The organism is Vineibacter terrae, assembly GCF_008039615.1.
Taxonomy (GTDB): domain Bacteria; phylum Pseudomonadota; class Alphaproteobacteria; order Reyranellales; family Reyranellaceae; genus Vineibacter; species Vineibacter terrae.
Genome location: NZ_VDUZ01000071.1, coordinates 11,971 through 29,344 on the forward strand (window position 1 = coordinate 11,971; position 17,374 = coordinate 29,344).

Here is a 17,374-nt window from a genome sequence, read left to right on the forward strand (position 1 = left end):
CGACGCCTCCATGGTTCTGCAGGCTCACCATGAAGGCGAAGCGGAGTCGTCAGACCACGCGGTCCTTGCGCAGCCCGGCGATCTCGTCCTTGCTGTAGCCGATCTCCTCGAGCACCTGGTCGGTATGCTCGCCCAGCAGCGGCGGGCGATGGCGGATTTCGAGCGGCGAGCGCGACAGCTTCACCGCCTGGTCGAGATAGGGCACCGGCCGCGGCGCGCCCGGGAACTCGACCTGCTTGAACATCTTCTGGTCCTTGACGTGCGGATCGTCCAGCGCCTGCTGCGGGCTGTAGATCGGCCCGGCCGGGATGCGCGCCGCCGCCAGCGCCTCGAGCGCTGCCGCCACCGTGCGCTCGCCGCACCACGCCTGCATGCGCGCGCTCAGCACCTCACCGTTGTTGCCGCGCTGCAGGTCGTCCTTGAAGCGTGGGTCGTTCAGCCACGCCTCCTCGCCCATCAGCTTGCACCAGCGCACGAACAGCGGCTGGCCCAGCGCCATGGCGAAGATCCAGCCGTCCTGGCACTTGAAGCAGTCGGACGGGCCGGCCGTCCAGGCGCGATTGCCGATGGCCGTACGGTTGGCGTCGATCACCTGCTGCTCGATATGCTGCGTGTTGAAGGCGTTGAGCGCGCTGCGGATCAGCGCCGTCTCGACCTTCTGGCCTTTGCCCGACTTCTGGCGCTCCATCAGGGCTGCCAGCACGCCGATGGTGTTGAGGTAGGCGGTCGAGAAATCGACATAGGGCGCCGCCGTGCGCACCGGCCGGTCACCCCAGCCCGACAGGTGCATCGCGCCCGACATCGCCTGGCCGATCGTGTCGAAGCCGACGCGCTGGGCGTAGGGGCCCTCCGAGCCGAACATCGAGGTGGTGGCCAGGATGATGCGCGGATTGATGGCCGACAGGGTCTCGTAGTCCAGCCCCATGTCCTTGAGCGTGTCGACCGGCAGGTTGGCGACCACGACATCGGCCGTCTTCACCAGGCGCGCCACCACCTCGCGGCCGGCCGGCTTGGTCGGGTTCAGCGTGATGCCCAGCTTGTTGCGGTTCATCTGGAGGAAGGTGACGCCCTCCTTATCGGGCACCACCGGCGTCATCCACCGGTCCTCGCTGCCGTCCAGCTTCTCGATGCGGATCACTTCGGCGCCGAGGTCGCCCAGCAGCGCGCCGCAGTAGGGGCCGGCGATGTAGCGCCCGAAATCGAGGACGCGAATACCTTCCAGAACGCCCGCCATGGCGTGACTTCCTCCACAGGATCGGTTGCGACGCTATACCTGGGCCGCCCGATGCGGCGCGGCGCGACGCACCAGCCACAGCGCCAGTAGCACTGCAGGCACCAGGATGGCCAGACCCAGCACATCCATGACCGTGTTGCTCAGCGGCATGATCCCGTCGCCGGGCGTCGCGAACACGAGTCCGCCCAGGACGAGCAGCACGCGCAAGGGCCATTCCAGCATGCCCGCCCCGCGCAGATCGCCGATGCCGGCCTGGTAGCCCTGGATGCCGCCGCAGATGAACAGCGTGCCCAGGCCGGCCGCCAGGGTGAGGTAGAGCGCCTCGCTCCACGAGCCCTGCAGCACGAAGGCGGGGTTGAGCACGAAGAAGAACGGGATGAAGTAGATGATGCTGCCCACCCACATCGACTCCCAGCCCGTCTTCATCGCCGGCGCGCCGGCGATGCCGGCGGCGGCGAACGAGGCGATCGCCACCGGCGGCGTGATCGACGACAGCATGCCCCAGTAGAAGATGAACATGTGCACGGCCATCTTGTTGAGGCCGGCCTTCTCGAGCGCCGGGCCCACCAGGATGGCGAGGAAGATGTAGCAGGCGGTGGTGGTCAGCCCCAGGCCCAGCACCAGGCTGGTGACGGCGCACATCACCAGCAGCAGGATGGCGTTGTTGCCGGCCAGCGCCAGCAGGTCGTTGGCCAGGCTCGAGATCACGCCGGTCATCGAGAAGGCGCCGATCAGCAGGCCGCATCCGGCCAGGATGCCGATCAGCTCGACGAAGGTCCTGCCGTTGACCTCGAGGAACGCGAGGTACTTCGCCAGCCCCCAGCGCTTGCCGCCGAACAGCTCGTTGAGCACCACCAGCACCAGCAGCCCGCCCAGGGTCGGCAGCAGCACGGCGTTCATCCACGCATCGCCGGCGCCTTCCGCGCCGGCCGGCAGCGCGGCGGCCTTGGCGTAGCCGTCGCTGGCCAGCACCATGGCCACGGTCGCGGCCAGCGCCGCCAGGCAGTTGGCGGTGTTGGCCGGCCGCCAGGCGCCGGGCTGGGCCCACTGGTTAAGCACCAGCAGCAGCGCCGTGGCGTAGAAGGGCGCATGGCTCTCGCGCTTGAAGTAGAGCAGCATCACGATCAGCAGGATGATCACGAAGGCGTAGTACCAGCCGTCCTTGATCGCATCCCAGGCGCGGGGCAGCTCGGACCGCGGCAGGCCCTTCAGCCCGTGCCGCGCGGCGTAGGAGTCGACCTGCATGAAGAGGCCGGCATAGTAGAGCAGCGCCGGGATCACGGCCGCCATCGCGACCTCGGCATAGGTCACGCCCATGAACTGCGCCATCACGAAGGCGGTGGCGCCCATCACCGGCGGCGCCAGCACGGCGCCGGTCGAGGCGCAGGCCTCGATGGCGCCGGCGTAGGAGGGGCGGAAGCCGGTGCGCTTCATCACCGGGATGGTCATGGTGCCGGCGGTCAGCACGTTGGACACGATGCTGCCCGACATCATGCCCAGCAGGCCGCTGGCGAAGATGCAGACCTTGGCGGCGCCGCCGCGGAACGTGCCGCACAGCGCGAACGACAGGTTGATGAAGAACTTGCCGGCCCCGGTCATCATCAGCGCCGTGCCGAACACCAGGAAGCCGATCACCGTGTCGGCGAAGGCCTGGATCGGGATGCCCAGCAGGCTCTCGGTCGAGAGCATGTGGTAGGCCGAGGCCTGCTCCCAGGTCGACTGGTTGCCCTTCAGCGGCCCCAGCCAGCGCGCCTCGGCGAACAGCGGATAGACGGTGAACGGCAGCACCGACAGCATCAGGCTCCAGCCGCCGGTGCGCCGCAGCGCCTCCATCAGCACGAACCACATCACGTAGCCGGTCCAGGTGACGCCGGCCGGCGCGCCGCCGAACTCCCAGCCCAGCTCGGCCGCCTTGCGGATATGGAGCATAAGGTAGAGCGACGCCGCTGCCGTCGCCACGAACAGCACGATGTCGTACCAGGGCAGGTGATCGACGGGCGCCCGGCCGCCGCCCGGGAAGATCAGGAACGTGAACGGCAGCATGCACAGGATCAGGAGATAGAAATACTCCGAGTTCAGCGGCGTGAAGCCGACGAAGAAGCGCAAGCCGAACTGCTGGTTGATGCACAGGAAGACCGTGATGCCGGTGAGCGCGATCAGCGCCATCCGCCATGGCCCGCGCAGCGTGCGCACCCGGGTCGTCTCGGCCTCGGCCGGGCCGGTCTGCACATGCGGATCGTCGAGCACGACCTTCTGGGCCTCAGCCATGCGCCTCGCTCCCCGGTTCGGTTGACCTGCCTTCCCCAGACGGGTAGGGCAATCGCATGTGGCGTTGCCAGCCGGACTGTCGGAAGACGGAACCACAGAGGCACAGAGACACAGAGGTCACACAGAGTAAGACATTATCGCGCGCCGAAGGCGCGCAACGTCTTGCTCTCTGTGCTGCCTCTGTGTCTCTGTGCCTCTGTGGTTCACTTTCCTGGCGCCGCGTGCGGCCGCCCTGCCCGGGTTGGGAGGAGGTGCCCTGAAGGGGCGGAAGCGGGATGCTCGAACGAGCTCGATGAGCCTCGGCGACACCGACTCTCTTGCGACATCCCCTTCCGGCGCTTCGCGCGTGTCCCCTCATTCAAAAACGACGTCCATCCCGGCCTTCTCCAGGGCCGCCTTGCGGGCCGCCGTCCATGCCTTGCGGAACGCGTCGGCGTCGTCGGGCGGGCTGGCCTTGAGCAGCGCCGCCCAGGCGTCGGCCAGCACCTTCTGCCGCTGCACCAGCGCATCGTTGTGCTTCTGCAGCGCGTCGGTCCAGACGCCGGCCTCCTTCAGCGCCCGCACGGCGCCGTCATGGAAGGGCACCACCCATTCCAGCTTCTGCCGCTTCAGCGCCAAGCCGGCGGCGCCGGGCGCGGCATCCTTGTAGGCGTCGTAGCTCACGATCAGCGCCTTGGTCAGGCCATAGGCGAGGTCGCTGGCCATCGACGCGTAGCTCATGAAGATCGGGTAGGGGAACGTGCCGGTCTCCAGCGGCGCCTGCGGCGAGACGCCGGCGCCGCAGGTCGCGGTGTGCGGGAAGACATAGGGCGCGAGCTTGTGCAGCCGGCGCCAGCCGTCGGCATCGGCGCGCGGCGTCGGCACCCAGTAGAGCCCGCGCGGCGAGGTGTCGACCTCCTTGGGCTGGGCCGAGATCGTCGAGGCGAACGCCGCGTCGGCCTCGTTGTTGAGCACGCCCTTCCACATCGCGCCGTAGCCGGAGAACTCCACCAGCTTCACGTCCGCGGCCGTCAGGCCGCCGAACGCCAGAACCGCCAGCGCGTTCTGGTTCAGCGCCGGCGAGCCCACGACCATGCCGATGCGCTTGCCCTTGAGGTCCTTGGCGGCCTTGACGCCGGTGTCCTTGGCCACGCCCAGCGACGCGCCGTTGCAATCGTTGGAGGCCAGCAGCAGGCGCAGCGGCTGCGGTCCCCATTCGCGGGCCGCGAACTCGAACACCGCCTCCTGCGCGAAGTAGGTGCCGGTGCCGTTGGCGGCGACCTGCGCCCGGCCGGCGCGCACCGGCGCCAGGCGTGCCACGTCGTTGCCCGCCGGCAGCACGCGCACCTCCGCGCCGTGCTTGTCCTTCAGCACCTTGCCCACGGCGACGGCGATGTTGAACCCGGACGAGCCGGTGTCGTAGGCCGTGAAGGTCAGGGTCGGCGGCAGCTTGATGTCCTGCGCCGCGGCTGGCACCGCCATGCCTGCAAGGGCAGCCGCCGCCAGACGCATCCCGATCGCGCGCATGGTCACCTCCCAGAGCGATTATCCGGCAGGGCCGGCCGGCGCCGTGCGGCGCGGCCCGCTGCCCCTATTCGAAGATCACGTCCATGCCTGATTTGGTCAGCGCCGCGGCGCGCGCCTTGAGCCATCCGGCGGCGAAGTCCTTCTCGTCCGAAGGCGCGTTGGCGCCGAAGGCTTTCCAGGCCGCCGCGATCACCTGCTGGCGTGCGATCAGCGCGTCGTTGTGCTTCTGCGCCGCATCGCTCCAGGCGCCCTTCTCGCGGAAAGCCTTGATGGCGCCGGGGTGGTAGGGGACGACCCAGGTGAAGTTCTGCTTGTCCAGCGCCATGCCGTCGGCGCCGGGCGCGCCGGCCTTGTAGTCGGCATAGCTGTCGATCATCGCCTTGGTGATGACGTAGACCTGCTCCTCGCTGCGGTCGGCGTAGGTCATGAAGATGGGATAGGCGTAGCCCGCCATCTCGACCGGCTTGTCGGGCGTCAGGCCGCCGGAGCCGCAGGTCGCCTGCACGGCCACGAAGTAGGGCGCCTTCTTCTTCACCCGCGCCCAGCCGGCGGTGTCCGTCGACGGCATCGACGGCCAGATCACGCCGCGCGGCGAGGTGTCCATCTCCTTGGACTGCCCCGAGATGGTCGACGACAGCGCGATGTCGGCCTCGTTGTTCACCATGCCTTTCCACATGGCGTTGTTCGACGAGAACTCGACCGTCTTCACGTCCGTGGCGCCCAGCCCGGCGAAGCCCAGCAGCGCCAGCGCGCCCTGGGTCAGCGCCGGCGAGCCGACGACGATGCCCAGCCGCTTGCCCTTGAGGTCGGCCACGGTCTTGACGCCGGTGTCGCGGGCCACGGCCAGCCCCAGGCCGTTGCAGGACGTGGCGGTCATCAGCAGCCGTGCCGGCTGCGGTCCCCATGCCTTCTGGCCGAACTCGAACACGCCTTCCTGTGCGAAATACGTGCCGATGCCCATCTGCGAGATCACGGCGCGGCCGGCGCGCACCGGCGCCAGACGGCCGGTGTCGTTGCCCGAGGGCAGCAGGCGCAGGTCGCTGCCGTATTTCTGCTTGAGCTGCTGGCCGATCGCGACGGCGATGTTGAAGCCCGAGGAACCGGTGTCGTAGGCCGTCCACGCCATCTCGGATGGCAGCTTGCCTTGGCCGACGCAGGGCATGGCGGTGGCGACAATGCAGACAAACGCAGCCGTGGCCGCCGCAACGCGGACCGTCATCGAGTCCTCCCTGTGCTGCCGCCATGTTGGCGGTTCTTGTTTCATCGCAAGCGTAAACCGTCATTCATGTTACAGGCTCGCGCCGCGCTGTCCACCATTATGGAGCACACAAAAAAAGAGGGAGCCGTGCGGCTCCCTCCGGTCGATCGCATGAGGCTGGCGCGTCAGCCTTCTTCCTGGAAGGCCTCCTCGCGTTTCTTGCGCAGTGACGGCAGCGCCATCAGCACCAGCAGGATGACCGTCACCGCCAGCAGGCCGGCGCTCAGCGGCCGGGTGACGAACACGGTCGCATCGCCGCGCGACAGCAGCATGGCGCGCCGGAAATACTCTTCCATCTGCGGTCCCAGCACGAGGCCGAGCAGGAACGGCGCGCCCTCGCAGCCCAGCTTCAGGAACACGTAGCCGATGACGCCGAAGATCGCGACCGTCATGACGTGGAAGGTGCTGTTCTGCAGCGAGTAGGCGCCGATGCAGCAGAACAGCAGGATCGACGGATAGAGGAAGCGGTAGGGCACCGTCAGCAGCTTCACCCAGATGCCGATCAGGGGCAGGTTGATGATGACCAGCATCAGGTTGCCGATCCACATCGAGGCGATCATGCCCCAGAACAGCTCCGGCTTCTTGGTCATGACCTCGGGGCCGGGCTGGATGCCCTGGATGATCATGGCGCCGACCATCAGCGCCATCACCGCGTTGGACGGGATGCCCAGGGTCAGCATCGGGATGAACGACGTCTGCGATGCCGCGTTGTTGGCCGATTCCGGCGCCGCGACGCCCGCGACCGCGCCCTTGCCGAAGATCTGCGGTGTCTTGGAGATCTTCTTTTCCAGGGTGTAGGACGAGAACGCGCTCAGCGTCGGGCCGCCGCCGGGCAGCACGCCCAGCAGCGAGCCGATGCCGGTGCCGCGCAGCACCGCCGGCCACGCCTGGCGCACCTCCTCGCGCGTCGGCCACAGCGACGTGATCACCGTCTTCTCGACCTCGCGCGTCGATCGCTTCTCGAGGTTGGCGATGATCTCGGCGATGCCGAACAGGCCCATCGCGATCGGCGCGAAGTCGATGCCGTCGCTGAGCTCGGGGATGTTGAAGGTGAAGCGCTGCGCGCCGGTGTTCACATCGGTGCCCACCAGGCCGATCAGCAGGCCCAGGAACACCATCGCGATCGCCTTGACCACCGAGCCGCTGGCCAGCACCACGGCCGCCACCAGGCCCAGCGCCATCAGGGCGCAGTATTCCGACGGCCCGAATTTCTGCGCCATCTCGGTGAGCGGCTTGGCGAACAGCACGATCAGCAGCGTGCCGACCGTGCCGGCAAAGAACGAGCCCAGGGCCGAGATCGACAGCGCCGCGCCGGCGCGGCCCTTCTTGGCCATCTGGTAGCCGTCCAGCGTCGTGACCACCGACGAGGCTTCGCCCGGCAGGTTCACCAGGATGGCGGTCGTGGAGCCGCCATAGGCGGCGCCGTAGTAGATGCCGGCCAGCATGATCAGCGCCGCCTCGGGCGGCAGCTTGAAGGTCAGCGGCAGCAGCATGGCGATGGTGGCGACGGGGCCGATGCCGGGCAGCACGCCGATCAGCGTGCCCACGAGGCAGCCGATCAGGCAGTACAGCAGGTTCTGCAGCGTGACCGCGGTGCCGAAGCCGATGGCGAGGTTGCTGAGGATGTCCATGTCACCACACCCCTTGCAGCATGGGGATGTTCATGGAGAGGCCCCACTTGAAGATCAGGTAGCAGATGACGGTCAGCACGGCGCACATGATGGCCGTCTCGCGCCAAGTGAACTCGTCGCCGCCCATGGCCGCGAGGAAGATCAGCGCCACCAGGGCCGGCAGCAGGCCGGAGACCGGGTTTTCCCAGCGCGGCAGGCCGGACACGAACCACGAGACGATGGCCGGCACATTGCCCGGATCCAGCAGCACGCCGAATGCCAGGATGCCCAGCGTGATCATCACGATCGGCTTCCACTTGCCGCCATCGATGGGCTCGCTGCCGGCGACGATCGCGGTGATCGCGATGATGGCCCCCAGCGCCATCATCACGAACGACAGCATCCGGGGCACGTAGCCGGGTCCCATGCGCACTGCGGTGCCCAGCGCGAGCTTGGACTGGCCGAACGTGCTCGACAGATCGGTGAACGCCGCGACATAGATCAGCACGCCGAATCCGATGAACATCAGCCCGGCCAGGAAGTCCTTGGACAGGAATCGATTCAAGAAATGCCTCCCTGCACGGAGCTTGCCTGCTCCCGTTGCTTCAAGCCGCGACGCTGTCACCCAGGCGTCAGATCACCTCGGCGTCAGATTACGATGCGCACATAACAGCAAACGTGGCGCACGCCCAAGAGTGAATTTACATCAGGTTTCTGATGTCGCGTCAGGCACCAGTCAGATATGCATGCTGGCGGCGAATGACGCGACAGCCATCCACATCGCGCATGAGCGTGCAGCGGTGCGCGTGCGTTTCGCGGCCTGGCGCATTCCGCCGAGCGGTAAGCCGTCGCGGCCCGGTGTGGCGAAGCGTTGCACGCCACAATCTGACGACGCACACTCGCGCCACTTCGATGCTCACCGTAAGGGAACGGAAAGATGGCAAGACGCGGCGCTGACTTCGTCGGCACGATGGCGGTTCAGGACAGGCATCGCTTCGAGACCGGGCCGCTGGAACGGTATATGGCCGGCCATGTCGCAGGCTTTGCCGGACCACTGACGGTCGAGCAGTTCCGCGGCGGGCAATCGAATCCGACCTACAAGCTGACGGATGGCGGTGGCCGACAATACGTGCTGCGCCGCAAGCCGCCGGGCAAGCTGCTGCCGTCGGCTCACGCCGTCGACCGCGAGTTCCGCATCATCGCCGCGCTGAACCGCACCGACGTGCCGACGCCGCGCGCCTATGCGCTGTGCGAGGATGACGCCATCGTCGGCACGGCGTTCTACATCATGGAATTCTGCGACGGCCGCGTGCTGTGGGATCCGCTGCTGCCCGAGGTGCCGCGCGAGGGCCGGGCCGCGATCTACGAGGCCAAGGTCGACACGCTGGCGCGCCTGCACAAGGCCGACTGGCAGGCGCTGGGCCTGGCCGATTTCGGCCGGCCGGGCAGCTACGTCGTGCGCCAGATCTCGCGCTGGGGCAAGCAGTACAAGGCGTCCGAGACCGAGCAGATCGAGGCGATGGACCGGCTGCTGGAATGGCTGCCGGCCAACGCGCCGCAGACCGACGACACCACCATCGTCCATGGCGACTACCGGCTGGACAACATGATCTTCCACAGGAGCGAGCCGCGCGTGCTGGCGGTGATCGACTGGGAGATCTCGACCCTGGGCGACCCGCTGGCCGAGCTGTCGTATCTCTGCATGATGTACCGGGTGCCGGAAGCGCAGGGCGGCATCGCCGGCATCGACCTCGCCGCTCTGGGCATACCCGATGAGCGACAGCTGGTGCAGTGGTATTGCAACCGCACCGGCCGTGCGCTGCCGCCGAACTGGGACTACTACATGGCCTACAATCTCTTCCGGGTGGCCTGCATCCGGCAGGGGGTCTATGCCCGCTCGCTCGACGGCACGGCCTCCAACCGGCTGGCCGGCGAATCGGGCAAGCTGGTGCGGCCCAACGCCGAGCTCGCCTGGTCGATTGCCCAACAATTGGGCGCGAGCTGAATATAGCTTCGTTTGCATACGAATGGCGCAGCTTGTAGGCTGCGCCACAAAGGCGACGCATGGGTCAACTATGCGTCGGGAGGAATGACACGGGGAATCGACGTGGTACGCCGCACTTCGCGCCGCCCGGCGGCGCGCCCCTCCGAGCCTCGCGACACGCCGCCGGCGGAGGCCATCGAAGCGGCGGCCTTCGACCTGTTCGCGCGCCAGGGCTTCCAGGTCACGACCGTGCGCGACATCATGCATGCCTGCGGCCTGACGCAGGGCGCGCTGTACAACCATTTCTCGTCGAAGGAAGAGCTGCTCGCAACCATCATACGCTCGACCCAGGCGGCCCTGGAGCGTGACCTTGCGGCGGCGCTCGGCGGGGTGGGCGATGATCCGGCGGCGCAGCTCTTCGCCGTGGTGCGCGCCTACACGCTGCGCCACACGCGCAAGCGGGTCGAGGCCGTGGTGGCCAACCGCGAATGGGAATGGCTCGACGCGCCGCGCCGCCAGGAGATCCGCGCCAGCCGCCGCCGCGTGCGCGAGGTGGTGATGCGCATCCTGGAGCGCGGCCACGCCGCCGGCGCCTTTCGCGCGCTGCGCCGCGACGGCCGCGACGACGTCAAGATCGTCGCCATGGCCATCCTCAACCAGTGCACCGATGTCGCCTACTGGTTCAATGCCGCGCATGACGGCTGGCGCGCCGAGGATGTTGCCGACCTGCATGCCGACCTGGCGCTGCGCTCCGTCGGCGCCGCGCCGGCCGCGGCGCGCGGCCGCGCCGACGACACGCTGGCCGCGGAATAGGGCACGTCAAGGGTCGGGCCGCGGCGCTCCAGCGCCGCTCATGGCTCATGAGCCGGCGCTGCGCGCCGGTGCGCCGCTGGAGCGGCGCGGCCCGGCCGTTTTTCCCTACCGCTTCAGATGCACGATGGCGTCGCCCGCGATCACGGCGCGCTGGCCGCCCGGGGCGGTCCAGAACACCTCGAGCGTCGCGGTGTTCCTCTTCTCGAAATACAGGATCTTGATCGGGTACAGGCCCGGCGCCGTCACCTGCACCGGGATCGGCGGCGACAGGCGGTCGGGATGGACGTCGCCGTCCTCCCAGATGCGCTTGCCGCCGATCTCCAGCCGCACGCCGTCGTTGGAGTTGACCTGGAAGACATAGGTGCCGGCGGCCGGGAAGCGGAGGAAGCCGAAGATATGCGCCTGCACGCCGTCGGTCTTGTCGCTGGTCAGCACCTTGCCGGGGCCCATGTCCCAGCCGAGATGGGTGAGCGGCGCGCCGACGGTCTTGCCCTTCTCGTTGAACTGCGACAGCCGGTCGATGATGTCGAAGTGATAGTTCACGGCGAGCCCGGGCGCGAGCTGGTCCGCCGCCGGCTGCGGGCTGGCCGGCTGCAGGCCGGCGATCGGCGTCTGCGCGGCGGCGGGAAGCGGCGCCAGCAGCAGGGCGAGAACGGTCACGAGAGCATCACGGCGGCGCATGCGGGTCCCCCCAAGGCAATGTTCGATTCCCTAGGCTGGCGCAGATCGACAACAACGGTCAATCGTCTGCAACGTTCCCCGGATGGGGGGCGCGTGTGCCGCCCTTACGCGTCGCTGCCGCGATAGCGGTAGGGCGGCGGCGCCCCGGCCGATTCCCGCTCGGCCAGCGCCACCAGGGCCTCATGCAGCGGCGACAGCGCGCAGGCGGGGTCGACCGCGTCGGCGTCGCCGGCGATGGCCAGCGCCTGGCAGCGGCAGCCGCCCCAGTCGACCTCGCGGCGATCGCACGAGCGGCACGGCTCCTGCATCCAGTCGGTGCCGCGGAAGCGCACGAAGGCATCGCCGTGCGACCAGGCGTCGGCCAGCGTGGTCGAGCGCACGTTGGGGAACTCAAGCCCCGGGATGGTGCGCGCTGCGTGGCACGGCAGGATGGCGCCGTCGGGCGCCACCACCATGAAGCGCCGCGCCCAGCCGCCCATGCAGGCCTTGGGCCGGCGGGCATAGTAGTCGGGCGTCACGTAGTCGATCACCAGCCGGCCCTTGAGCCGCGCGCGCGCCGCATCGACCTCGGCGGTGGCGGCCTCGAGCTGGGCCCGGGTCGGCATCAGCGCCGCGCGGTTGGCCAGGCCCCAGCCGTAATACTGCGCATGCGCCACCTCCAGCCGCGCCGCGTCCAGGGTCAGCGCCAGCGCGATCAGGTCCGGGACATGCGCGATGTTCCGGCGGTGGACCACGGCGTTGAGGGTCAGCGGCAGGCCGGTCGCGCGCACCGCGGCGGCGATCTCGAGCTTGCGGGCGTGGGCGCCGTCGAGCCCCGCGATCCGGTCGGCGCCGACCGGCTCGCTGTCCTGCACGCTGAGCTGGACATGATCCAGCCCGGCATCCTTCAGCCGCTGCAGCCGCGCGCGGTCCAGCAGCAGGCCCGACGTGATCAGGTTGGTGTAGAGCCCGGCGGCGCGTGCGCCCTGCACCAGCGCCTCCAGGTCGCGCCGTGCCGCCGGCTCGCCGCCGGAGATATGCACCTGCAGCGCCCCCAGCCGGCCGGCCTGCGCCATCACGTCGAGCCACGCTTCGGTCGGCAGCTCGGCGCTGCGGCCTTCCAGCGCCGTCGGGTTGGAGCAGTAGGGGCAGCGCAGCGGGCAGCGATGCGTCAGCTCGGCCAGCAGCGCCAGCGGCGGTTCGACCTGCGTCGTGGAGCCTGCCATGCTCAGTCGCCTTCGTCCCTCGGGTCCGGCCCGACCCTGATGGCCAGCCACGCTATCACGCCGGCTGGTCGCGCACGATCCCCTTGTCGGCGAGGTCCTGGAGCAGGGCCAGCACGTCGCCCCGGATCTCCTCGACCGGCGCGTCGAACTCGGCGCCGAGCTCGGCCGCGATCTGCGCCACGCTCGCCGTGCCGCTGCACCGGCTCAGCACCGCATGCGCCACCTCGTCGAGCACGAACAGGCGTTCGGGCGCCTGCACCACCCAGCGCTCGCGCGCCGTGTCCCGCTGCAGCCGCGCATGCGCCACCAGCGCCGGCCGGCTGTCGGCGGAGAGCGGGGCGCTCATGACCCTTCCGGCCGGAAGGCGCCGGGCGGGATGTAGCCGGGCTCGACATAGGCATAGTACAGCGCATCGAGCTGGGCCCACAGCACGCCGCATTTGAAGCGCAGCGCCTCGAGCACCAGCTCCTGCTCGTCGCGGTTCCTGGCGTGCTCGATCACATAGGCCAGGGCGAAGTTGGAATCGCGCGGCGCCTGGGTGAGGCGCTTGTCGAAATAGGCCAGCGTCTGGCGCGTCACGAAGGGGTAGCCCGCCAGCATGCCCGCGACGCGCTCCTGGATGATGGCGGGCGAGAACAGCTCGGTCAGCGACGAGGCCACCGCCTCCAGCAGCGAGCGCTCGGCGACGAAGTGGACATAGGCCTCCACCGCGAAGCGCGTGCCCGGCAGGATGCCCCTGGTCGAGGCCACGTAGTCGCGGTCCAGGCCCAGGCCCTCGGCCAGCTTCAGCCAGCGCACGATGCCGCCGTCGCCCTCGGTCTCGCCGTCATGGTCGACCAGGCGCGAGCGCCATTCGCGCCGCAGCGCCGGATCCTCGGCGCGCGCGATCAGGGCGGCGTCCTTCAGCGGGATGCAGCGCTGGTAGTAGTAGCGGTTCAGCGCCCACGCCTGGACCTGCCCCTTGGTGAGCTGGCCACCATGCAGGCGGCGGTGGAAGGGGTGCAGGTTGTGGTAGCGCTCGGCGCCGATCGCGCGCAGCGCGGCTTCGAACGCGGCAGCCGACAGCATGGTCACAGCGTGAACTCCTGGCCGTCCTCGGCGATGGCCCACCCGGCGTCGGTCACGACCTGGCGTTCGGGCGAGCCGTCGATCAGGACGGGGTTGGTGTTGTTGATGTGGATGAAGAGCTTGCGCGGGATCGGCGTGCCTTTCCAGCCCGCCAGCGCGCCCTTGGCGCCGCCGATGCTGACATGCCCCATGCGCGCCCCGGTCTTGCTGCCGACGCCGGCCGCGATCATCTCGTCATCGCGCCACAGGGTGCCGTCGAACAGCAGCATCGCGGCATCCGTCACGCGCTGGCGCACGGCGTCGGTCACGTCGGCGCAGGCGGGGATGTACGCCAGGGTGGCGCCCGCCGCGTCGCGCACGACGAGGCCGATCGTGTCCTCGCGGCTGGCCGGGCCGCCCTCCAGCCACAGGGCCGGCTTGCCGGGCACGGCGAAGGCCTCCAGCGTCAGCCCCGAGGCGGTGCCGCCGGGCAGAAGCAGCGGCATGGGCTGATCGAGCGTCATGGCCTGCCGCGACACCAGGCTGCCGTCCAGCACGCCGAAGATCGCGTTGCCGGCCAAGGTCGCCAGCACGCGGTCGGTGCCGTACAGCATCAACGGCTGGCGCTCGCGCAGCGACAGCAGCCCGCCGACATGGTCGACATCGGCATTGGTCATCACCACGCCGGCGATCGGGCTGTGGCGGCCGTCGCCGCGCGGCTGCATCGGCGGATTGGCCAGGATCTGCTGCTTGAGGTCAGGTGAGGCGTTGAGCAGGAACCAGCGCTCGCCATCGGCGGAGACCGCCACCGAGGACTGGGTCCGCGGCCGGACGCGCTTGTCGCCGTTCCAGGCCAATACGCAGACAGGGCAGCGGCAGTTCCACTGGGGGTAGCCGCCGCCCGCTGCGGAGCCGAGCACCCGGACTTTCAACGGGTGCCCTCCGTTCTTGCGTCAGAGTTCAGGGCAGGCGTAGCTGTTGATTTCCAGGCCAACGGCCAGCTCGACCACTTGCGGCTTCCTCCACGATTTACGCATGGCCTTGCTCCTCCCATATCATGATTGACGCCAAAGTATGACCTACCCCGGGGCGCACTTCAATGTGCATGCTCGCCGCGAAGGCAGCAGTCCGACGCAAATTGAATCAAGGACATAGGGGTTATCTTTCTTTGTCTGCGAATTTCTCCGAGGGCGGGAAGGGCGCGCACGTGACCTGTCATCCCGAGCGCCAGCGAGGATCTCCCGCGAATGCGCACCGAACGTCTTGCCGCAGGAGATCCTCGCCGGCGCTCGGGATGACAGTGGAAATGCCGGGGTTGACAGGCCCGGGTCCGGTCCCTATTTTCCGCGCCGCTTCGGAATTTCCCCGGCCCGCGCCGGGGTTTTTGTTTGGAACCCGGACCATGAAGATCCGCTCGTCACTGAAGACCATCAAGTCCCGGCACAAGGCCTGCCGCGTCGTGCGCCGCAAGGGCCGGGTCTACGTCATCAACAAGACCAACCCGCGCTTCAAGGCGCGCGCCGGCTGATGCCGGCGGCCGGCGCTGCCGGCCGGGCATTGCATACTCCTTTCGACGGCGGAGGCCACGGCCTCCGCCGTCGCTGTTTTTGACGGCGCAGCTTTCATTTCACTCGACGGAATCGGGTCGCCTTCAGCCGCCGGGAGCCGGCCGGCCGGTCCGCGTCGGATGCCCGGCGCCGAGCCGGCCATGGCGTGGTATCGTCGACCGGTGGCGGTCGACGGGGAAATCCGATGGTGCGTCGTGCGATGCCGGCGATGCTCGCGGCGTTGGTCGCCCTCAACGGCGCCGTGGTCGCTGCGCCACAGGAAGACCTTTACGGCAAGCCTGAAGGCTACCCGGTCGGCTCACGGGCGACAGCCTTCCTGCAGCGCTATCTGGTGGGCACCTTCAGCAACACCGAGAAGCTGGCGCCGTTCCACGTGGTTGCGGCCCCGCCCGATGCGTCGCCGCTGCTGCGGGCTGGTGGCGGGTTCGACGTGACGTACGAGCACGACGGCAGGCGCAAGACGGTCGAGGACTACCTCGCGACCAATCCGGTCACCGGCCTGCTGGTGCTGCGTGACGCACGCAACGTTTTCGAGCGCTATCAGTATGACCGCACGGCATCGCACCGGTTCTACTCCGCCTCGATGGCGAAGACCGTGACCGCCGTGCTGGTCGGAATGGCGTTGCACGACGGCAAGATCCGTTCGATCGATGACGCGGCCGAGGTCTATGTGCCGGACCTGCGCGGTTGCGCCTACGGCGCCACGCCGCTGCGCGCGCTGCTGCAGATGTCTTCGGGCATACGGTACGTCGAGCGATACGACGGAGCCGATGACCAGGCACGATTGTGGCGTGCGATGTTTGCCGAGGCTGGCCCGACCGTCATGGACGTCCTGAAGTCCTTCAACGACAGGCCCTGGGCGCCGGGCACGCACTTCAACTACGCCGGCTCCGAGACAATGGTGCTGGGGCTTGTCCTGCGCGCTGCCACGGGTCGTCCTTTGGCGGACTATCTGTCGGAGAAGGTCTGGCAGCCGATGGGCGCCGAGGCAGACGCTTCCTGGCTGGTCGACCGATCCGGGCAGGAGCTGACGTCGTGCTGCCTCAACGTCACGTTGCGCGACTACGGCCGGTTCGCTCTGCTGATGGCCAATGATGGCCGCGTCAACGGGAAGCAGGTCGTTCCCGCGGACTGGATACGCGACATGACCACGGTGCCCGACGATCAGGCGTATCGCAAGCCATATGTCGCATCACCTTCCTTTGGCTACGGCTACCAGACCTGGGTCCTGCCGGGCACCGAGCGCCAGTTTGCGCTTCTGGGCGTGCACGGCCAGGCGATCTACGTGCATCCCCGGCTGAAGCTGGCGATGGTGAACACGGCCGTGCGCCCCCGGCCCGTCGACCGGGGCATTCTTGAGACATCGGCATTGTGGCGTGCGATCGTGGCGGCTGCCGAGAAGTGAAGCGCGGCGAGCGGAGGATCGGGCATGCCGATCGCGTTCTGCACCGACGACGAGCTTGCCTACAGGCGCAGCCGGACACGCTTCGAGCCCGGCGCCGGCATGCCGCTCGACGATGCCTATCGCCTGGCGCACCTGCCGCTGGTCGCGCCAGCACATCCGCGTGTCATCGCCGCCAGGGACGGCACCTCCTATGCCATGGGCCGCCATCCGCGCGCCTACTCCCTGGTGCTGCCTGTCGCCGCCGATGCGCTCGAGGCGTCGCCCGCCTACCAGGCGCTCGATGCGGCGCTGCGGGCGGCACCCTTCGCCCACAAGGTGGCCTGGCACATCCTGGACCGGCGGCGCGATCGGCTGCATGCGACCGTGTGCGGCGCGCTCGGGCTGGAGCAGCCCCCTGTCCTGGACGCGGTGCTGGCGGCGCTGGCCCGCGTCGGGCCGATCGCCGTGCAGGCGCGCGGGCTGTTCTCCGGCAATGTCAACCGCGGGCGGCTTTACCTGCGCCTCTATCCCGAGCGGCGGCAGGGCACGAACATGTTCCATGCCGTGCAGCGCGCGCTCGGCCGGCCGGCCACGGATCTTTATGTGGTCGGCATCTGGAACCTGACCGACGACCTTGATGCCCATGAGGCGGCGGCCCTGGGCGCGCTGATCGAGCGCTGGTGGGCGCGTGTGCTCCTGCGCATCGAGGCCACCGAGCTGTGGCTGCTGGGCGCGCATGACGACCTCGTGCTCGATGCCGCGGTCAGCGCGCGCGTGCCGCTGGTCTGAGCCGGCGTCCGTTACGAGCCGCAACGG

At 68.8% G+C, this 17,374-nt stretch carries 15 protein-coding genes and 1 pseudogene; 5 read left to right on the forward strand and 11 right to left on the reverse strand.

Annotation, left to right across the window (positions count from 1 at the left end; translation table 11 throughout):
* Nucleotides 1-49: 49 nt before the first annotated feature.
* The 6 genes from FHP25_RS37385 to FHP25_RS37410 form a co-directional block, all read right to left on the reverse strand.
* Nucleotides 50-1,234: a CaiB/BaiF CoA transferase family protein gene (locus FHP25_RS37385; RefSeq protein ID WP_147852099.1), complete on the reverse strand. Its 1,185-nt coding sequence runs from the start codon at nucleotides 1,232-1,234 to the stop codon at nucleotides 50-52.
* Nucleotides 1,235-1,267: 33 nt separating this feature from the next.
* Nucleotides 1,268-3,502, reverse strand: a complete 2,235-nt coding sequence (locus tag FHP25_RS37390; RefSeq protein WP_147852100.1) for a TRAP transporter permease — start codon at nucleotides 3,500-3,502, stop codon at nucleotides 1,268-1,270.
* Between the two features lie 354 nt (nucleotides 3,503-3,856).
* Complete coding sequence (locus tag FHP25_RS37395; protein WP_147852101.1) at nucleotides 3,857-5,008, reverse strand: TAXI family TRAP transporter solute-binding subunit; 1,152 nt, start codon at nucleotides 5,006-5,008, stop codon at nucleotides 3,857-3,859.
* 64 nt (nucleotides 5,009-5,072) lie between these two features.
* Nucleotides 5,073-6,227 carry a TAXI family TRAP transporter solute-binding subunit gene (locus FHP25_RS37400; protein WP_147852102.1) on the reverse strand — a complete coding sequence of 385 codons (1,155 nt, stop codon included), beginning with the start codon at nucleotides 6,225-6,227 and terminating at the stop codon, nucleotides 5,073-5,075.
* Between the two features lie 164 nt (nucleotides 6,228-6,391).
* Nucleotides 6,392-7,897 (reverse strand): tripartite tricarboxylate transporter permease, encoded by a 1,506-nt coding sequence (locus FHP25_RS37405; RefSeq protein WP_147852103.1) that lies wholly within the window; start codon nucleotides 7,895-7,897, stop codon nucleotides 6,392-6,394.
* 1 nt (nucleotide 7,898) lies between these two features.
* The gene (locus tag FHP25_RS37410; RefSeq protein ID WP_147852104.1) at nucleotides 7,899-8,441 is read right to left on the reverse strand and encodes a tripartite tricarboxylate transporter TctB family protein; all 543 of its coding nucleotides are present in this window, start codon (nucleotides 8,439-8,441) and stop codon (nucleotides 7,899-7,901) included.
* Between the two features lie 372 nt (nucleotides 8,442-8,813).
* Here FHP25_RS37410 and FHP25_RS37415 point away from each other — a divergent pair, with 372 nt between their 5' ends.
* Together FHP25_RS37415 and FHP25_RS37420 are read left to right on the forward strand one after the other, a co-directional pair.
* Entirely contained in the window at nucleotides 8,814-9,881 is a 1,068-nt protein-coding gene (locus FHP25_RS37415) for a phosphotransferase family protein (protein ID WP_147852105.1), read from the forward strand.
* Between the two features lie 102 nt (nucleotides 9,882-9,983).
* Nucleotides 9,984-10,673: a TetR/AcrR family transcriptional regulator gene (locus FHP25_RS37420; RefSeq protein ID WP_178134081.1), complete on the forward strand. Its 690-nt coding sequence runs from the start codon at nucleotides 9,984-9,986 to the stop codon at nucleotides 10,671-10,673.
* Between the two features lie 105 nt (nucleotides 10,674-10,778).
* Here the strand turns inward: FHP25_RS37420 and FHP25_RS37425 are convergent, their stop codons facing one another.
* The 5 genes and pseudogenes from FHP25_RS37425 to pqqA form a co-directional block, all read right to left on the reverse strand.
* Nucleotides 10,779-11,333 (reverse strand): PA14 domain-containing protein, encoded by a 555-nt coding sequence (locus tag FHP25_RS37425; protein ID WP_178134082.1) that lies wholly within the window; start codon nucleotides 11,331-11,333, stop codon nucleotides 10,779-10,781.
* Nucleotides 11,334-11,458: 125 nt separating this feature from the next.
* Nucleotides 11,459-12,559, reverse strand: a complete 1,101-nt coding sequence (gene pqqE, locus FHP25_RS37430; protein WP_147852108.1) for a pyrroloquinoline quinone biosynthesis protein PqqE — start codon at nucleotides 12,557-12,559, stop codon at nucleotides 11,459-11,461.
* A 55-nt stretch (nucleotides 12,560-12,614) separates the two neighbouring features.
* Nucleotides 12,615-13,627, reverse strand: a pseudogene (pqqC, locus tag FHP25_RS37440) (pyrroloquinoline-quinone synthase PqqC).
* Between the two features lie 2 nt (nucleotides 13,628-13,629).
* Complete coding sequence (pqqB, locus tag FHP25_RS37445) at nucleotides 13,630-14,538, reverse strand: pyrroloquinoline quinone biosynthesis protein PqqB (protein WP_147852110.1); 909 nt, start codon at nucleotides 14,536-14,538, stop codon at nucleotides 13,630-13,632.
* Between the two features lie 21 nt (nucleotides 14,539-14,559).
* The gene (pqqA, locus tag FHP25_RS37450) at nucleotides 14,560-14,643 is read right to left on the reverse strand and encodes a pyrroloquinoline quinone precursor peptide PqqA (RefSeq protein ID WP_147852123.1); all 84 of its coding nucleotides are present in this window, start codon (nucleotides 14,641-14,643) and stop codon (nucleotides 14,560-14,562) included.
* Nucleotides 14,644-15,008: 365 nt separating this feature from the next.
* Here pqqA and ykgO point away from each other — a divergent pair, with 365 nt between their 5' ends.
* The 3 genes from ykgO to FHP25_RS37465 all read left to right on the forward strand — a co-directional run bounded on the left by ykgO (nucleotide 15,009) and on the right by FHP25_RS37465 (nucleotide 17,347).
* Complete coding sequence (ykgO, locus tag FHP25_RS37455) at nucleotides 15,009-15,134, forward strand: type B 50S ribosomal protein L36 (RefSeq protein ID WP_146540233.1); 126 nt, start codon at nucleotides 15,009-15,011, stop codon at nucleotides 15,132-15,134.
* 224 nt (nucleotides 15,135-15,358) lie between these two features.
* A complete protein-coding gene (locus FHP25_RS37460; RefSeq protein ID WP_147852111.1) occupies nucleotides 15,359-16,579 on the forward strand; it encodes a serine hydrolase domain-containing protein in 1,221 nt (406 codons plus the stop codon).
* A 24-nt stretch (nucleotides 16,580-16,603) separates the two neighbouring features.
* A complete protein-coding gene (locus FHP25_RS37465) occupies nucleotides 16,604-17,347 on the forward strand; it encodes a hypothetical protein (RefSeq protein WP_147852112.1) in 744 nt (247 codons plus the stop codon).
* The last annotated feature ends 27 nt before the right edge of the window (nucleotides 17,348-17,374 follow it).